The following is a 15,626-nucleotide window of genomic DNA, read 5'->3' as shown; positions in this document are numbered from 1 at the left end:
CAAAGACTAAACTTTCTGGACAAACCGACGCCCAAGTAAACCTTGAGGTCGAACTAACAACATAATAAACAGGATGCCAAAAGCAACAGCATCTTTGTAGCCTGAAAATTCACCTGGGACAAACGCCTCAACCAATCCAATAACCAAACCTCCCAGTACCGCACCGGGAATACTGCCCAAACCACCTAATACAATGATCGATAAACCCCTCAACCCAAAACTAAGACCAAAATATGGTCCAGCAATACTAACACTAGAAGCAACTAAAGTTCCCGCTACTCCTGCTAGAAAACTGCTGATAAAAAATGTCAGCACAATATAGCGATCGCTATTGATTCCTAACAAACTTGCTGTTGTTGGATCTTCTGCGATCGCCTGCATGGCTTTACCATGCTTTGTATAATTAATAAAGCAAGTCAGCATTGCGACAACCACGACTGATATCGCAAAAATCACTATTTGAACAGTGCGAATCGGAATGGGATTTCCAGAAGTTCCAAAGTTAATAGATGGTGGCAAATTACCGTAAGTATTTGCTGGAAATGTGTAACTTTCGGCTCCTACTAGATACTGGATTAAGTTAACAATAACGACTCCCACGCCCAAACTAGAGACAACGGTTAGCAAGGAGTCAGAATTTCGTTTTCGCAAAGGTAGAAAGGCAATACGTTCAATTATCACCCCAACTAACCCCGCTATGCTACTTCCCAAAATCAAGGCAACAGCAAATGGTAATTCTATAGGTAGCGATGCATTAGCTAGCACACCATTAAATCCAAAGGCACCGCCCATGAGTGTATATGTAAAATATGCACCAAGAGTAAAAACCGCACCATGAGCCAAATTAATGATGCCCAAAATAGAATAAACAAGGGTATATCCTAAGGCAAATATAGCGTAAATACTGCCAATAGATAACCCATTCAAACATTGTTGCGTAAATATAGATATATTCATATTGCAACTATTTTAAAATGGAAAAAGTAGCTTTTTTAGTATCTTTATCTACCTTAATTTGGGCAACATAAAATTCTTTTTGAATGATATCGCCTACAGGTGTAAAAGCAATCTCACCTAGAGGAGTCTCATACTTTCCTCCTAAAAGCTGCTTGTTCAATTCTGTACGTAATTTAGTAATAGACATTGTACTAATTTTCGACTTTTTATCTAAAGCTTTTAAAGCTTCTACATACACTTGCACAGCAGTAAAAGCTTGACCACTAAACTGAGGCGGTTCTTCCTTAAATTGCTTTACATATGCAGCGCGGAATTGCTTATTGACTTCTGCTGGTTGCTGTGGACTGTAGGCTTGTGCAATAATCACTCCATCGCACGCTTGCTGACAAACTGCGAAAACTTTTGCTGTGTTCAAACCATTTCCCGCAACAATTAAGCCTTTGTAACCAAGTTCTCGCAGTTGTCGCACTAAGTTTCCGCCATCAGCAGCTAAGCCAGAAATGACTATCAAATCTGGTTTTAAATTCAGAGCATTCGTGGCTTGAGACTGAAAGTCAGTGTCACTTGTTTGGAACTTTTGCACTGTGACTATTTCTAGTCCCTGATCCTTAATTGTCTTCTGAAAAATTTCTGTTTCTGACTTACTAAAGACATCATTTTGAGCAAAAAAAACTGCAACTTTTTTCAGCTGAGGATTTTGCTTGAGTGCAGCTTTTATTGAAAGAGGTGCAACGGTAGAAACGGGTGCAGAAACACGCGCGATGTAATCTCCGATTTCTGGAACTCCTTTAGCGGTATTGGATGCACCAATAACAGGAACTTTTGCTCTTTCAGCAATGGGATCAGCGCTAAAAGCTTGCTGTGATAAAGTAGGACCAACAATACCAACAACTTTATCTTTATTAATTAAAGTTTGAAAAGCGTTAATTGCTCCTGCTTCATCACCACCCGCGTCTTGAAGCACTAATTTAATCGGAGTGCCATTCACACCACCCTTATCATTAAAATACTTTTCAGCAATCTTTGCCCCGGCGACTCCTTCTTGACCGAGTAACGCCACGTTGCTGGTTTGTGCGAAAGCAATACCCACGGGAATAGAACCAGATGTAGTTGTTGCGGCGGCGTCAGTTGAGGAATTTGGGGTGGAATTCGTTCCAGTATTTGGACTACTGTTAGTGCCACCGCCGCAGGCTGTCAACAGGATAGCACAAGTAGCAAATATTGCAGTTGTAATCGTCGTAGGTTGTTTCATGGTCAAGGAATGCTAAATTTAGTATTAGTCTTGACAAAAAGTAGACTGTTTATAGTTCAAGACTGTTTCTGTAGAATCACCATACTCATTAAAAGTATTTTGGCAAGAATCGTATTAAATCATTTTTATCTCCGGACTGCAAAGTTAAATCTTCCAAATCGTTTTCACAAAACTTCTTGGTTAACAACAATTTACAGATACTATGCCATTTTTAGGCTTTCATCTCAAGTTAAGAAAAATGGGCAAAAGTTTAAATTATGCAATGGTCTAGTTTTCTAAAAAACTAGACCTGTTATATATAGCACAATACGGTTCAGTTAAGGCTAGGCTGTACTGAGGATGCAGAAAACAGGAGCATCAATTCGTTGTCCAGTACCTCTGTGTTTTGGTTTTTTGGAACGAAATTTTGATACAGGTTTTTTCACAACCCTGGGATTACATCGATTGCGTACTCAATGACTCGTAGCGGTATTGGCAGATGGTTCTTCCACTAAAAATTTTTGGACTTAAATGGCCCGATAACATCATTCCAATTTTTCAGCCTGCCAACAGTCAGTCGCTTAACCCTATTGAACGCTTATGGGAACACATTAAGTACGAACTGTCCTGGGAACATTGCACAAATTTAGATGAGTTGCGGCGGAAGCTAAAACATGTTCACAGATTCCATTTCTCCGGAAGCGATTGCCGTAGGCAATCGCTTTATACAATTTAAAAGCGTAACAGCTTAGATCAATTATTGTCGGCATGTTCAAACTTATAAATGTAGAAGAGGCGACTGAACTTTTTGAGCAAGTATCCTACAGTTGCAAATAGGATTGTGCCGCCAAGCGCCAACCAGAATCCTGTAGGGGGAACAACAGTAAAAAGGGATGTAGCCGTTTGCCCACCACTCGTTAGCGCAACCCTTATCGCTACAGCCCGTGCATCCACAATTACACCTATACATAAGCACACAACAGCTGCTATATAAGCCAGCATAGTGAGACGATTAATGTTTTTCAGGGCATTCTGGCAATAGCTGCAATTTTGAGTATGAGTTGTCCACACATCAAAGAGTTTTTCCTTGTCTAACTTTTCTAGAGGGAGATGAGGATTACATCCTGAGTCCCAAGGGATACCACCACCGGCTCTGTTGGATAGCCAGTGACGAAATGCGATCGTCATCTTGTCTTGGGGATTGGGTGTATAAACTGTCTCTAGCCATTTGCCTTTTCCCCGTTGAGCTATAATTTTGTGCTGGTAATGAAGGAAGACCGAATCTTGGTGGAGAAACACGGACGCCAATACATGACCTAACCAAGTTGGCATTGGTAGCCCAAAGAATCCTAAACCTTTCGGCAACTTGCCAGCCTCATTCTTCACTAACACTTGGCATCCGATATGACGACACCATCCAGGACGGGTGGGGGTAGCATATAAAGCGAGGATGAGCTGCCCGCCATCTTTAAAAGTTGAGACAATTTTCATCTGAGAGGGTGGTTGAAAGTCATGAACCGCTTGCTTGAGATTTGGAGCAACTGGTGTTATTTCAAAGGAGAATCCTTCCTGGGTAGACATCTGCCGAACTCGAATCATGTCGTAGTACTTGGCATCCTTATATCGGTTTCCGACAATTCCGTGGTGGGAAACAGGTACATGGGCTGGATCTGCCACATTCTCCATGAAAAAGTCCCATCCATAAGGAAGATCACGTATGTTCCAAAAAAGGTGTACTACCCTGTCCGCATCACTCTCAAGTTCTGGAACAAGTCGCGGTGTCCTCAATTGACTTTCGCTCTGTGCCTGGGGACCAGACTCTGACCACACCCACAATAAACCTTGGCACTCTTGCGTCGGAAAGGCAACAGCACATGACTTGGGGTTTGAGCAGTGCTTTGCCTCTGTCTGCTTGTCTAGTGACTGAGGAATGCTAACGCAGTTCCCTTCAGAATCAAAGCGCCAAGCGTGGTAAGCACATAAAAGTGTGCCATCAGCCTCAACACGACCTTCAGAAAGAGGAGCGAGTCTATGTGGACAAAAATCTTCAAAGCAACGCCATTTACCGGAGCCATCCCGCCATAAGACAATATCTTTTCCCAGTAACTGCATTGCGTGGGGGCGAGATGGGTCTAGGAATTCTACCACAGCTACTGGATACCACTGCTTTGTCCATTGGAATGTGAGTTCCTCTCCTTGTTTCAATTCTGCGATTGGCTTTGCCCCTGCGGTGCTGTTTGAGACGCTTCCCGAACACGCTATTGCGTCACGCATATTCCCTTGCAGAGTAATCTCAGTAGCCATAGTAGGTACTCTTTTGCTCTTGATGATATTTTTAATAAATTTTAACAAAATCGCCGTAATATGATGTCCGGCAAATTAACCATAATTAAGCTGCTAAGTAGGTAGGCGTGAATAAAGGTAACTATGTAAAAATATGTAAAGGAAAATTGTAATGCAGGCGATTGCGCAAAGCGCAGACGCCCTTGGCGTATCGCTAATGGGATGCCGACTGAGAATATTTTTAAATAGAGAGAAAAAACTTACAGTTTTATAAATAAAGTGGGCATTGTTACCCTATACCCTACACTCAATGAAATGACTCTAACAATAAACAAAGAAAACTTGGGATATAATTAAAAGCTATTTGTATTACTGTGAACAACTTAAAATTGCCTTCTTTGCCGGATATGGCAAATATTTGGCAGGAAACTCTCCAATGGACTCCTACTGTCCAACAGCAAGTGCAATTCCAACAACTTTACGAATTCATATTACAGGGTAACAACCAATTCAACCTCACTCGCATTACCGACCCCCAAGAGTTTTGGGAAAAGCATCTTTGGGATTCTCTGCGAGGAATAGCGCCCATTCTCAGAGATGGAGGAGTTGGCGCAGCTGAGGGAGAAAACACCTCCCTATCTTCCCCCACTTCCTCTACTCCCCTATCTGTTATTGACATCGGTACGGGTGCGGGTTTTCCGGGATTTCCAGTTGCTATCGCAGTAGCTAATAGTACTGTGACTTTGCTTGATTCTACCCGAAAAAAGATTGCTTTTCTTGAAGAAACAAGGGCTGCGCTTGATTTTACTAATGTTAAAACTTTTACTGGCAGAGCAGAAGAAGTCGGTCAACAACCCCAGCACCGACAAAATTACGATGTCGCCCTCGTTCGCGCTGTAGGCACTGCTTCTGTGTGCGCTGAATATGCCCTACCATTACTTAAGCAGGGTGGTTTAGCTGTGATCTATCGTGGAAATTGGACAGAAGAAGAAACGAAAGTTCTAGAAAATGCTGTTGACCAATTGGGAGGTGTTATTGAATTAGTTGACAAATTTACAACTCCCTTAAGTGAAAGCATTCGTCACTGTCTTTACTTACGGAAGGTACGAACGACACCAGTTCACTTTCCCCGTCCTGTTGGTGTTCCTACTCAAAAGCCACTATAGGAGGAGATGGGGCTTTTGAGTAGAGTGAGCAAAAATTCTCCTCTGTTCCTATTGTCTCTTCACGCCGCTTTACCCTCTACTAACCGTTTATTGATCTCATCCCAGTTCAGGACGTTCCACCAAGCATTCAAGTAATCAGCGCGGCGATTCTGGTACTTGAGGTAATATGCGTGTTCCCACACGTCATTACCCATAATTGGATAGCTACCATCACTTAAAGGACTGTTCTGATTGGGTGTGGTTGTGACTGCAAGCTTTCCATCTTTGGTGCGGACTAGCCAAACCCATCCACTTCCAAAACGAGCTGCACCATCTTCGTTAAACTTATTTTTGAAGGCTGCAAAATTGCCGAAGTTTTGTTTGATGGCGTCTGCAATCGGTCCTCTAGGTTCTCCACCACCATTCGGCTTCATGATTCTCCAAAACATTGAGTGGTTCACATGACCACCACCATTATTGCGTACCGTTTTACGAATATCTTCTGGCACGCTGTTAAGGTTAAGCAGCATCTGTTCAACAGTTCTATTCTTGAGTTCTGGATGTTTGTCTAGTGCTGCGTTTAAGTTTTTTACGTAAGTTGCATGGTGTTTATCATGGTGAAACCGCATTGTGGCGGCGTCTATGTGTGGTTCTAGCGCCTCGTAAGCATAGGGTAACGGTGGTAATTGGATAGCCCCTGTCTTGCTTGGACTTGGATTGTTTGTATTTGGACTTATTTTGTTTTGGCTTTGCAGATTCTGGGCTGAAGCACAAGAATCTAAAGCAAATGCACCAGCACTAGCCCCGAGTAAAACTAAGAAATGACGACGAGCAATAGCCATAATAGTGACTGTGGTAGAAAAGTGTTATCTTCAGTTGTTGTTTATTGAAAATTTAGACTAAAAACTATATCGATTTTCAATTCTAACCATAAGTAGACCCAAACACGTGTCAATTCTTAATACTTGTTTTTTAAGTATTAAAAAATGCATAAAATATTATAAATACTTATATTTGTGTCCAAAAGTACTTTTGTTCTGTTTAACTTTGCGATAACCGCTGCACTGCTTCACCTGCCAACATCTGATGTGCTTGTGCAAGAAGGCGAGGAATTTTGTCAGCATGAGGACTGCGACTGAGACATTGCTGCAAGTTGAGTGTATGTACCTGGTCTGCTTTGTTACCAGGAAACCAATGACTCGCATTGCCAAGCAGGTTGTAACGCATTTGGGCATACTCCAGTAAGTCGTAGGCGATCGCCAAATTTCTTAACCATAAAATCACTGGAATATTCACCTGTAATGGTGTTTCCTCAAAAGTGGGTAAATTGACGTGCCAAGTTTTCACCCAGTCTTCACCCAAGGTAGCAATAGCTTCTTCCTCTAGGCGTGCCAAAATTGGTGACAAAATTTCAGATGCATTCTCCAACAAATCTAAAGTTTTTAGATGTTCATCAAAATCTTGTGGTTTTGCAGCCCCCAGACTCAAAGTATGTACTTGAGGGTGACTTAAACAAAACAAATCATTAAAAACCATCGGACTCAAAGGAGTGCAAAGATTGATTAATTTTTGTGGTGGTTTATACAGCATTCCTCCTTTATCAGATGGACTAATAATAAATACACCCATATCGTGACTATTTGCTGCTTCAATAGCAGCCCAATTCACTTGATTGATATAATACCAATGCAAATTGACATAATCAAATTGATTAGTCTGAATGGTTTGAATAATAGTATCTGTTGAACCATGTGTGGAAAAGCCGATAAACCTGACTTTGCCTTGTGCTTGAAGTTTTTTTGCTACATCCAAACAGCCACCAGGACGAATGCTATTGTTTAATGACTCAGGATGATTGATGCCATGTATTCCTAGCAAGTCAACATAATCTAACCGAAGATTTCGTAGTGAGTTTTCAAAGTTACGCTGAAATTCTTTGGGATCTACCGCAGGATTAACTTTGGTTTGAACAATTAACTGCTCACGGGGAAACGTTGGTAAAATTTTCCCTAACTGCATTTCCGAACTACCATAACCACGGGCAGTTTCAATGTGATTAATTCCTAATTCCACTCCCCGTCGAATCGTTGCTTCTAGATTTTTCTGGTTATCACGGGGTATTTGCGACTGCGGGACATCCTCCCATTTATACTGGTATCTCATACCACCGCAGGAAAAAACAGGCATTTTTAATTCTGTGCGTCCAAATCGTCTATATAACATCAGTGGATTCATGAGCGAAATCAAAAAACAATTTACATACCGAAGATCTGAACGCGATATTCAGGTTTAAACCTACTTTAACCTAAGCCCACGGTTTGGGTTGCAACGGTTATGCTGGTTAAAGTGGCGGCTAACACAACACTTGTTTGAGTGTTAGGTTTCTTCCAAGCGGAATTTTCCACGAGTGTAAAGCGTTGTACTCTCCCTAAAATGTGAGGATATAACACCATCAGAAGATCAGCGCACAAAAGAGGTTAAAAGAAGGTATTGAAGTGAATATACTTTTGGTTATCGCCATTGGTTTCTTACCGTCCCTATTATCTCTGTGGTTGATGCGTAAAAGCCAGGCTAGAACACGTTCACGGTTTAGACGAGCCGCTTCTACAATTTATCCTGTAGGGCGAGTGCAACAAAATAGGATCAGCGATGATAACTATTGCACAGAACGCAGTACCCTCAGAGGCGATCGCTATTATCTTGAAGGAGTCGGTTACCTTGTTGGGGATATCAGCTGCCGATTTAATGCTCGTTCTGGTTACCTGCGCTGTGCTGTCAACCCGAGTGGACCATGTGAAGGTTGTCGCTTATATCAAGCAAAAGAAACCGTTTCTGTAGAAAAAAGTTCATCTGACTTCTAGCTTGATGTAGTAAGTGGTGAAGTACCAAAGACGGGTTTTCCCCGCCTTGATAGACTTCACCCTTGCATCAGTGCATTCAACAACTTATCAACACCAAATCGTATTGGATCTGTACAGGGTATTCCAGTTTCTGTTTCAGTTTGAGCGACAGCATCCAATGCTTGTGATTCATCTAAATCCTTGGTGTTCAAAGATATACCAACAACAGGTACAGGTGCAAATGCACCACCTGCACGGGCAACAGTTTCATAAAGTTTTACGACTTCTGATAAAGGCGGAATCGGTACACCATTAATCACCTCAGTTTGTCCGGCACGATGAACGAGTATCATCTGTGTTGGTTGCGATCCTCTCATTAAGGGTAGCGTTGCAGTCGAACCAGGGTGCAGTAGAGAACCTTGTCCTTCAATATGCAAAATGTCGTAGTTTTTACCATACCGCATAACTACCTGTTCCACAGCACCAGCGGCAAAGTCTACCCTGACTGCATCCAATGGCACACCATCCCCTTCTAACATCAAACCAGTTTGACCTGTGGCAATAAATTTAGAACGCAAACCCCGCCGGCGTGATGCCCAATGTAACTCCAGACTAGTTGACATTTTGCCGACTGACATATCAGTACCCACAGTCAAGACTCGCTGACATGAGAGATTACGTGCCAAACCGCTAGCAACATCTAAGTTAGATGGTTCTTTACGTACATCCCAAATAACTTGCCCTGGTTTGAGCAATGCTTTTAAGTCTGGCATACTTGCCAATGGCGTGTGCAAACCGTTGACTATTGACATACCCGCTGATAAAGCGTTCTTAAGTTCATGCCAATAATCATCTGGCAAAACACCTCCTTTAGGGGCAATACCAATAACCAAAACCTGAGGCTGATATTCTAGCGCTGCTGCAACTGATGCGACTATTGGCACATCACGCTTGATACCCGTTAACTCAGTTAAAGATTTGCCTGCATATTCGCGGTCAATCACTGCGACAATTGGGGCTTCACTGTAGCGTAAAATTGACAGCCCAGTTTTGCCATGACGTCCCAGAAGTTGCTCATGTAGTAGGACAGCTACTCGTTGATTAAGCGCCAGACGCACTATTTTGTACCCCCAACCCTGGTAAATCGTTTGGTAATATTCTCCCCTCCTGCATGTATGCACCTGTAAAAGGGTCATCTGTTAAATTTAAGTGACTATCCAAGTCGAGATAGTCAGCTAATGGGGCAAGTTGTGCTGCTGCTGTATTCGCTAGCGTACTGTCAGAATAGCAACCGAACATCACTTGCAACCCATATGCCCGTGCTGTATGTACCATTCGCATTGCCTCAGTTAAACCCCCTGATTTCATAAGTTTGATATTAATCCCATCTATACAGCTTGCCAATTTGGGAATATCAGAGCTATTGAAGCAACTTTCATCAACAAAAATAGGTAAAGGAATTAGCCTCTTGAGTTGGGCTAAATGTTCTTCCTGCCCTTTTGGTAGTGGCTGCTCTACATACTTTACACCGATATCAGCAAGCCAATTGCACATAGATACTGCATCTTCCAAACTCCAACCCCCGTTTGCATCAACGTATAACTCTAGCTCTGGTGCTTCTTCTCGCACTGCTATTAACATTTTTCGGTCTGCGTCAATACCATCCGGACTACCTAACTTTACCTTGAAAACACGGACATTCGTGAACGCGAGCCAATCTCGCGCCCTAGCCCTTGCGCCTTCTGGCGAATTGATACCAATTGTGACTGAAGTCGGCACTATGGCATCGCGATTGAGTCCCCAAATTTGCCACAGGGGTAGCCCCACCCGCTTTCCCAACCAGTCATGCATTGCGATATCCAGCGCTGCGACAGCAGATGAAGGGACTAAAGCTTTTCTTAATATTTGTTCGATTTCTTGTCTTTGCATTGGACTGAATGCTTGCAAAGAGCGTGCTACTTGTAGCAAAGCATCTTTTATGACCTCAGTTGATTGCGGATGAGTACCTACACTGAACGGCGATGCTTCCCCCCAGCCTTCGATACCATCGTGCAAAATCCTCACCCATACATTAGTCGTTTGTGCCGTTGTACCACGACTAATGGTCAAAGGAAAACGTTTATTGACAGTAAATATTTTTACTTTGATTTGCATAATTACGCATAATATGGCGGTAAAACCGCTTACTTTTAACAAATCAAAGCTTATACTACAGCGTTTGTGCCGTTGTGGCACGACTCATCCTTAAAGGAAAGCCCTACTCATGTTCCGTTTTCTGTAAAGAAATATTTCAATTATTAAAACAAACATAAAGGATTAGCTAGACTTTAATCATTCTTTAGATTCTCTTAACAAATTTTCTCCGCACTTCTAATTAAATTTGTTGCGGGTATAACTACCCGCAATACTTCTCTTAATGGAAACGCCAAATCGATATAGCCCTAAAAAAATAGTTTTTTGATTTGCTTTAATATCTCTAATTTTTCACAAAGCTGCTATGAATATCGTTCCAGGTACAGTTGTTAAACTCCCCAACGGTCGTAACGGTCTGGTTATTCCTTCACCCTGGTGGAAACCCGGTAGTGTGTTAGTGAAGTTACCGCGTGGCAAAAAGCGATGGTTCAAGGTAGATGAGTGTATTCCCAACCCATAAGCTGGTCTGACTTTTCACGGTATCTGGAAAACCTCTCTCCATTCCTCTCTCCTACGAGGAGAGAGGCTTTGAATTTTCTCCCCCTTTCCTCTCTTCGAGACGCTGCGCGAACGTAGGAAAGGGGGTTAGGAAGGTTAGGTCACTCGGTTTTTCCACATGAGGTGAAAAGTCAGATAACCTGGTGAGTTGCGATCATTCAAATTCACGCATTGTTTCGGAACATCAACTGTAATTCACTTGTGTTACCTGTGAAGTCCCAACGTTGATAAAAAGGAATCATTTCTGGTAGACAATAAAGAGTAATTTGCTCAACTGAAACTAACTTAGGATGATTTATAACTGCATCTATTAACTGAGTACCAAGACCCATTTTTCTATGAGTTGGTTTAATGATGACATCATAAACAGTTGCTCTGTACACAAAATCGGTGAGAACACGAGTAAAACCAATTAATTGTTCATTCTCATCTACCAATCCGACGATAATGTCTGATGCTGCAAGCATTTTTACAATATCTTCACGTTGACGTTTGTAGCTCCAAAATTCGTTTTTGTATAAATCCAGCAAATTAGAAACCTGGTTTTCGGTCAGATTGGCAACAATTTGATACATCGTAATTGCACCTGGTATTTATATCATGTCCGGATGAACAAGCATTTATAAAAAATAATAATTCTTTATCACCTGTTCTATAAAATTTTGCCAAATCTCATTGGGAACCCAAATTTTATGTAAGTCTTTGTTTGCATCTTCCTCACTCATTTGTTCATGTAGACGACAATAAAGATAGATAAATGCCGAAACTCTCTTATTGGCAACACAATGAACAAACACTTTTTTATCCGTGTTTGCTTCCATGACGCTAAAAAATTCGTTCAGGTTTTCAATAGTGGGTTTTTCCCAAACAACAGGAATGTGAACATACTGCATACCTTGAGATTCAACAATTTGTTTTTCCTCAGGTAAAGCGTTAGTAGATTCTGGTAGTGCCAAATTTACAACAATTTGATATCCTGCTTGTTGAATTGCTGAAAATTCTTTGATTGTTGGTTGTCCGGAAGTTGCAATAAAATCTGATATTTTTATATAGTTATAAATGTTTTCAATTTTATTATCCATAGTATTTACCGATAAAATGTCCCTTACAGATAGTTTTCAACCAGAGAGATTTTCTGAACAGCAACTTTCTGAAAAAATAAAAAAGCTAACCGAGGGAATTTTGTGGTCTAGCGAATCAGACTATCCATTAGAAGTAGTCTTTTGGGAAACTAGCACAATTAGTCCTGAAAAACTATTGGAATTAACAAACCAACTCCCTGATACTGTAGTCGCAGTTCAACAAGGGGATAAGTTTTTTGCCAAGTTATTCAGACAATATAAGCATTACATTTCTGAATCGAGTGATGAGGAAAGTGAAAAAGAATACAAAAGCTGCCTAGTAAAATGTCAAAAATTGGCTGACTTGCTCAAAGCCAATCTGACTGATATTCAATACTTTGATGTTGGTGGAAATCAACCTAAGATATATTTATATCTCATTGGAAAGTCTCCATCGAGCAACATCTTGGGATTGTCAACCATTGGAATTTATACGTAACTAAATCATCAGTAACGTACTCATCGTTATCAAGCATGAAGATTGGCTTGTTCTTGCAACCAGGGGTCAACAGGTTGTCCATCTTTACGACGCAATTCAACTTCAACAACCATGACTGATTTGGAACCAGGAGGTGCTGGTTTTTGATGAAAAATAATATCGTAATCCGCAGGATTATGATGACGTTCTTTTAACCAATCATGCACTTTTGTTGTCGCGAAAAACGATTGCCCGTTCTCAAACATCCGGGTAAGTTCCATCTGTAGAGTGTAGGGATTGAGTCTGCCCATTGTTAACTACCTTTGTTAATAATGATTTATTATCCAACACTTGCTGGGGCTAGCACCCAGATTTACCTGGCTTAAATTTCAGCCGCAGCTCGCTCTATCAATCGACGTGCTAAAGTTTGTGTACCTGTATGTTCGTAGTAATTCGTCGAGATATCCAGCAACGCAGCAACATAATCTAGCTTATCATCAGCAATATCAACAAAACTTTGCAAGTTGTTAGCTACCTTTTGTGGTGTTAAATTCTTTGAAGTAATCAGACCATTCATCCAACCACTCACTAAATTGAAGCTTTCGCCGATAAAGTTCAGTTTGCTACTGGAATTGTTACCTGGAATTTGTGTTTTGATATTTTGAAAGGTCGAGTTTTGCTCTAACTCCTGAGGGCTTGTCTGATTAATTCTAGATAGTGCTTTGTTAATAAAGTCCGGACCTAAGGGTATCAAACCATCAAAGCAAACTAATGCAGCCATACGGATGAACGACTCACCGCTGTATTCACCCAAAGACTTGACAAAATCGCCAATACTGTTTCCAGGAATACCGTTAATTTGGCAGAAAGCGACTAACTCAACAACTAATTTCAAGCACAAATCTATGGTTTGTGCTTTATCAGCTTTGGGAGTCATTCGGTTTAAAAAACCCAAAAGGGGAATTTTCTCACCCACTTTGTTTGCTAAAGCGGCTGCACCAAGTGCTTTATCTGTGTGTTCAACGGTTTGATAAAGCCACATTGCTCGTTGGTATCCACCAGAGCGATCGTTGTAGAGATAAACTGCTCGTTCGCCAATTTGTTGAATCAGCCTTTCGTCGGTTTCGCCAGTGACAGTTTTGATGGTATTAACAAACCCAACTACATTTTGCCACTCACCAGGAGCAATAAAATCGAGCGCGCGCAATGCAGAAACGGTCAAATTGCTGGTTGGTAGTTCATCAACTAACTTAGAAATTGATTTGCTCATAAATACACCTCTTAATTGTTTTCTACTTACTCAGGATAGAAAATGTGTCTGAACAATACGCGCGCGGCGCGTCTGTTGCTACGAGTGCGATCGCCTTCGCCAGACACTGCATGCTGGAAGCACCTCGGAGTGATCTTAAAGCTGCGGAGCGCATTCACGCCTGTTAGATCTTAACTTTTCTTTTACTGTGTAAGAGTTCGGAAAACCTCATAACCTATAATTGATGAGTTGCACTCAAAGTTAACCTGTAGCTAAGGAAAAGCGTAAAAGCTTTCTAAGTACGGTAACCTGTAATGCTAAATTTATTTGGTAACCGTTAAAATCAAAACAAGAAAGCGAATTGAGGAGCCACCAACGATGCGAGTTACATACGATTCTGATAAGCGCAAATTGCTATCATCTCTGTGTCATGGGGCGATTTTTTTTAGTACAACATTATTTTCGGTTGGTGTTCCAATTTTAATTAACTTAATTTCCGATGATCCAGTTGTTAAAAGCAACGCCAAAGAATCAATTAATTTTCACTTCAATGTTTGGTTCTGGGCAATACTAATTGGAGTTCCAATTGGGATTATATCTTTTCTCACCCTTGGTCTTGGCGGAATTTTGTTCTTCCCTGTTGTTGCTTTTGGCTTTTTACTACACTGGGGACTGACAATTTGGGCGCTGTTGCACTGTTTCACTAACCCTGATGAACCGTTCCGTTATCCATTTATTTTTCGAGTTTTCTAATTAAATTAATTTTGGATAAAGTTTGTTTTTAAAAAAGGGATTGCGATAAGAATCCCTTTTTTATTTATTGGATGGGTAGACTACTCCGGTGCAAGCCTACGACACACAAGTCATCGAATGACTCAAAACTCCTTCTCTACGAGATGCACTCACGTTCGGAACCTCACCCTGCCCTGTCGGGCATCCCTCTCCTTATAAAGGAGAGGGAAAGATTTTAGCTATGCTAAAAGCGAGGGTGAGGTTTTGAGCGAGATGTGTGTACACGGTAACCCCGCAAGCTGTCTTCGGGCAAAGGTTCATCAAAATCATCAGGCACTGTAAATTCTCCAGCACACAAACCAAATGGTCGTAATTGCTTGTTAGTATTTGTAATTGGTTTTAGTTCGGCAATTGCCTTGTCTGCTTGGACAATGACAAAGCTTTCACCCGCCTCAACTTGATTAAGGTACTTCAAGGGATCTCGTTTAATATCGTCAACTGTGACTTTCTGCATCCTTTGTACTTCGGCGTAGTGGTGTGGAGATAGTACATTTTTTAAGCCAATTTTAGTATAAAGTACCTACCCACAAGGGTGAAGCACTTACTCAGTAATTTAGACTAAATTGGGAAATATTGCTCAACACTGTTATTTAAAAAGTCAAAAGTTTCTTATGGAACCATCACCACACGAACTAAACCAACCCAAATCAAAAGTAGAAAGTCCTACCACGTTGCTTAAGCGCTTTAGTGCTGGGGCGGCAGTCGGACTGATAATTGCTGCATTAAGTTGGGGTAGCTATGCTTATTTTTTTGACAATTTCATACCGCTAACCAATGGCATTATATTCTGTTTGGGACTGACAATCATCTCCGGGTTAATGACACTCAAATGGGGCTACAACACATTGGAGTCTTTGTTGCAGTTATTGTCGTAGTGTTAACAGACGTATACGGGGTTT

19 protein-coding genes are annotated in these 15,626 nt (G+C 41.3%); 7 read left to right on the top strand and 12 right to left on the bottom strand.

The genetic code is table 11. From position 1 onward, the window contains the following. Window positions 1-6: 6 nt before the first annotated feature. The 3 genes from DP114_RS27665 to DP114_RS27655 form a co-directional block, all read right to left on the bottom strand. Window positions 7-957, bottom strand: coding sequence for a branched-chain amino acid ABC transporter permease (locus DP114_RS27665; RefSeq protein WP_169268079.1), 951 nt, complete (start codon window positions 955-957; stop codon window positions 7-9). Window positions 958-964: 7 nt separating this feature from the next. Further along, a complete protein-coding gene (locus tag DP114_RS27660; protein WP_171977646.1) occupies window positions 965-2,209 on the bottom strand; it encodes an ABC transporter substrate-binding protein in 1,245 nt (414 codons plus the stop codon). Window positions 2,210-2,941: 732 nt separating this feature from the next. After that, window positions 2,942-4,492, bottom strand: coding sequence for an aromatic ring-hydroxylating dioxygenase subunit alpha (locus DP114_RS27655; protein WP_169268081.1), 1,551 nt, complete (start codon window positions 4,490-4,492; stop codon window positions 2,942-2,944). A 353-nt stretch (window positions 4,493-4,845) separates the two neighbouring features. Here DP114_RS27655 and rsmG point away from each other — a divergent pair, with 353 nt between their 5' ends. Then, window positions 4,846-5,637 (top strand): 16S rRNA (guanine(527)-N(7))-methyltransferase RsmG, encoded by a 792-nt coding sequence (gene rsmG / locus DP114_RS27650; protein ID WP_169268082.1) that lies wholly within the window; start codon window positions 4,846-4,848, stop codon window positions 5,635-5,637. 59 nt (window positions 5,638-5,696) lie between these two features. Here rsmG and DP114_RS27645 read toward each other — a convergent pair whose 3' ends face one another. Both DP114_RS27645 and DP114_RS27640 read right to left on the bottom strand, forming a co-directional pair. Further along, window positions 5,697-6,458, bottom strand: a complete 762-nt coding sequence (locus DP114_RS27645; RefSeq protein ID WP_169268083.1) for a superoxide dismutase — start codon at window positions 6,456-6,458, stop codon at window positions 5,697-5,699. Window positions 6,459-6,657: 199 nt separating this feature from the next. Then, window positions 6,658-7,839: an aldo/keto reductase gene (locus DP114_RS27640; RefSeq protein ID WP_171978319.1), complete on the bottom strand. Its 1,182-nt coding sequence runs from the start codon at window positions 7,837-7,839 to the stop codon at window positions 6,658-6,660. Window positions 7,840-8,171: 332 nt separating this feature from the next. Between DP114_RS27640 and DP114_RS27635 the strand changes: the two genes are divergently transcribed. Next, the gene (locus DP114_RS27635; RefSeq protein ID WP_246163434.1) at window positions 8,172-8,477 is read left to right on the top strand and encodes a DUF6464 family protein; all 306 of its coding nucleotides are present in this window, start codon (window positions 8,172-8,174) and stop codon (window positions 8,475-8,477) included. 56 nt (window positions 8,478-8,533) lie between these two features. Here the strand turns inward: DP114_RS27635 and DP114_RS27630 are convergent, their stop codons facing one another. Beyond that, window positions 8,534-9,574, bottom strand: a complete 1,041-nt coding sequence (locus DP114_RS27630; RefSeq protein ID WP_171977644.1) for a DUF1611 domain-containing protein — start codon at window positions 9,572-9,574, stop codon at window positions 8,534-8,536. Further along, entirely contained in the window at window positions 9,558-10,610 is a 1,053-nt protein-coding gene (locus DP114_RS27625; RefSeq protein WP_169268086.1) for a dipeptide epimerase, read from the bottom strand. Before DP114_RS27625 ends, DP114_RS27630 begins: the two co-directional genes overlap by 17 nt. A 343-nt stretch (window positions 10,611-10,953) precedes the next feature. On the opposite strand from DP114_RS27625, the gene DP114_RS27620 reads away from it, so the two are divergent. Next, window positions 10,954-11,109: a hypothetical protein gene (locus tag DP114_RS27620; RefSeq protein WP_169268087.1), complete on the top strand. Its 156-nt coding sequence runs from the start codon at window positions 10,954-10,956 to the stop codon at window positions 11,107-11,109. Window positions 11,110-11,311: 202 nt separating this feature from the next. Here the strand turns inward: DP114_RS27620 and DP114_RS27615 are convergent, their stop codons facing one another. After that, window positions 11,312-11,722 carry a GNAT family N-acetyltransferase gene (locus DP114_RS27615; RefSeq protein WP_169268088.1) on the bottom strand — a complete coding sequence of 137 codons (411 nt, stop codon included), beginning with the start codon at window positions 11,720-11,722 and terminating at the stop codon, window positions 11,312-11,314. A gap of 45 nt (window positions 11,723-11,767) precedes the next feature. Continuing rightward, window positions 11,768-12,229 carry a protein tyrosine phosphatase family protein gene (locus DP114_RS27610; RefSeq protein WP_171977643.1) on the bottom strand — a complete coding sequence of 154 codons (462 nt, stop codon included), beginning with the start codon at window positions 12,227-12,229 and terminating at the stop codon, window positions 11,768-11,770. Window positions 12,230-12,245: 16 nt separating this feature from the next. Here DP114_RS27610 and DP114_RS27605 point away from each other — a divergent pair, with 16 nt between their 5' ends. Beyond that, window positions 12,246-12,707 (top strand): nuclease A inhibitor family protein, encoded by a 462-nt coding sequence (locus DP114_RS27605; RefSeq protein ID WP_171977642.1) that lies wholly within the window; start codon window positions 12,246-12,248, stop codon window positions 12,705-12,707. Between the two features lie 29 nt (window positions 12,708-12,736). Here the strand turns inward: DP114_RS27605 and DP114_RS27600 are convergent, their stop codons facing one another. Together DP114_RS27600 and DP114_RS27595 are read right to left on the bottom strand one after the other, a co-directional pair. Continuing rightward, window positions 12,737-12,997 (bottom strand): hypothetical protein, encoded by a 261-nt coding sequence (locus tag DP114_RS27600; RefSeq protein WP_169268090.1) that lies wholly within the window; start codon window positions 12,995-12,997, stop codon window positions 12,737-12,739. A gap of 71 nt (window positions 12,998-13,068) precedes the next feature. Beyond that, entirely contained in the window at window positions 13,069-13,956 is an 888-nt protein-coding gene (locus tag DP114_RS27595; protein ID WP_171977641.1) for a hypothetical protein, read from the bottom strand. A 44-nt stretch (window positions 13,957-14,000) separates the two neighbouring features. On the opposite strand from DP114_RS27595, the gene DP114_RS35870 reads away from it, so the two are divergent. After that, window positions 14,001-14,123 (top strand): hypothetical protein, encoded by a 123-nt coding sequence (locus DP114_RS35870; RefSeq protein ID WP_256379288.1) that lies wholly within the window; start codon window positions 14,001-14,003, stop codon window positions 14,121-14,123. A gap of 190 nt (window positions 14,124-14,313) precedes the next feature. Continuing rightward, window positions 14,314-14,688: a DUF4870 domain-containing protein gene (locus DP114_RS27590; protein ID WP_169268092.1), complete on the top strand. Its 375-nt coding sequence runs from the start codon at window positions 14,314-14,316 to the stop codon at window positions 14,686-14,688. A gap of 223 nt (window positions 14,689-14,911) precedes the next feature. Here the strand turns inward: DP114_RS27590 and DP114_RS27585 are convergent, their stop codons facing one another. Next, complete coding sequence (locus tag DP114_RS27585) at window positions 14,912-15,181, bottom strand: type II toxin-antitoxin system Phd/YefM family antitoxin (protein WP_171977640.1); 270 nt, start codon at window positions 15,179-15,181, stop codon at window positions 14,912-14,914. Window positions 15,182-15,338: 157 nt separating this feature from the next. Here DP114_RS27585 and DP114_RS27580 point away from each other — a divergent pair, with 157 nt between their 5' ends. Further along, window positions 15,339-15,602: a hypothetical protein gene (locus DP114_RS27580; protein ID WP_169268761.1), complete on the top strand. Its 264-nt coding sequence runs from the start codon at window positions 15,339-15,341 to the stop codon at window positions 15,600-15,602. Window positions 15,603-15,626 lie beyond the last annotated feature (24 nt).

Source organism: Brasilonema sennae CENA114 (assembly GCF_006968745.1).
Classification (GTDB): domain Bacteria; phylum Cyanobacteriota; class Cyanobacteriia; order Cyanobacteriales; family Nostocaceae; genus Brasilonema; species Brasilonema sennae.
Note: the sequence above shows the minus strand (reverse complement) of the source record. Positions and strands in the feature narration are given on the sequence as shown.

Excerpts from the sequence above, each read along its gene's own strand:
- DP114_RS27665 (WP_169268079.1), bottom strand. The coding sequence starts at position 957 with ATGAATATATCTATATTTACGCAACAATGTTTGAATGGGTTATCTATT.
- DP114_RS27660 (WP_171977646.1), bottom strand. The coding sequence starts at position 2,209 with ATGAAACAACCTACGACGATTACAACTGCAATATTTGCTACTTGTGCT.
- DP114_RS27655 (WP_169268081.1), bottom strand. The coding sequence starts at position 4,492 with ATGGCTACTGAGATTACTCTGCAAGGGAATATGCGTGACGCAATAGCG.
- DP114_RS27645 (WP_169268083.1), bottom strand. The coding sequence starts at position 6,458 with ATGGCTATTGCTCGTCGTCATTTCTTAGTTTTACTCGGGGCTAGTGCT.
- DP114_RS27640 (WP_171978319.1), bottom strand. The coding sequence starts at position 7,839 with ATGTTATATAGACGATTTGGACGCACAGAATTAAAAATGCCTGTTTTT.
- DP114_RS27635 (WP_246163434.1), top strand. The coding sequence starts at position 8,172 with ATGCGTAAAAGCCAGGCTAGAACACGTTCACGGTTTAGACGAGCCGCT.
- DP114_RS27625 (WP_169268086.1), bottom strand. The coding sequence starts at position 10,610 with ATGCAAATCAAAGTAAAAATATTTACTGTCAATAAACGTTTTCCTTTG.
- DP114_RS27620 (WP_169268087.1), top strand. The coding sequence starts at position 10,954 with ATGAATATCGTTCCAGGTACAGTTGTTAAACTCCCCAACGGTCGTAAC.
- DP114_RS27615 (WP_169268088.1), bottom strand. The coding sequence starts at position 11,722 with ATGTATCAAATTGTTGCCAATCTGACCGAAAACCAGGTTTCTAATTTG.
- DP114_RS27610 (WP_171977643.1), bottom strand. The coding sequence starts at position 12,229 with ATGGATAATAAAATTGAAAACATTTATAACTATATAAAAATATCAGAT.
- DP114_RS27605 (WP_171977642.1), top strand. The coding sequence starts at position 12,246 with ATGTCCCTTACAGATAGTTTTCAACCAGAGAGATTTTCTGAACAGCAA.
- DP114_RS27600 (WP_169268090.1), bottom strand. The coding sequence starts at position 12,997 with ATGGGCAGACTCAATCCCTACACTCTACAGATGGAACTTACCCGGATG.
- DP114_RS27595 (WP_171977641.1), bottom strand. The coding sequence starts at position 13,956 with ATGAGCAAATCAATTTCTAAGTTAGTTGATGAACTACCAACCAGCAAT.
- DP114_RS27590 (WP_169268092.1), top strand. The coding sequence starts at position 14,314 with ATGCGAGTTACATACGATTCTGATAAGCGCAAATTGCTATCATCTCTG.
- DP114_RS27585 (WP_171977640.1), bottom strand. The coding sequence starts at position 15,181 with ATGCAGAAAGTCACAGTTGACGATATTAAACGAGATCCCTTGAAGTAC.
- DP114_RS27580 (WP_169268761.1), top strand. The coding sequence starts at position 15,339 with ATGGAACCATCACCACACGAACTAAACCAACCCAAATCAAAAGTAGAA.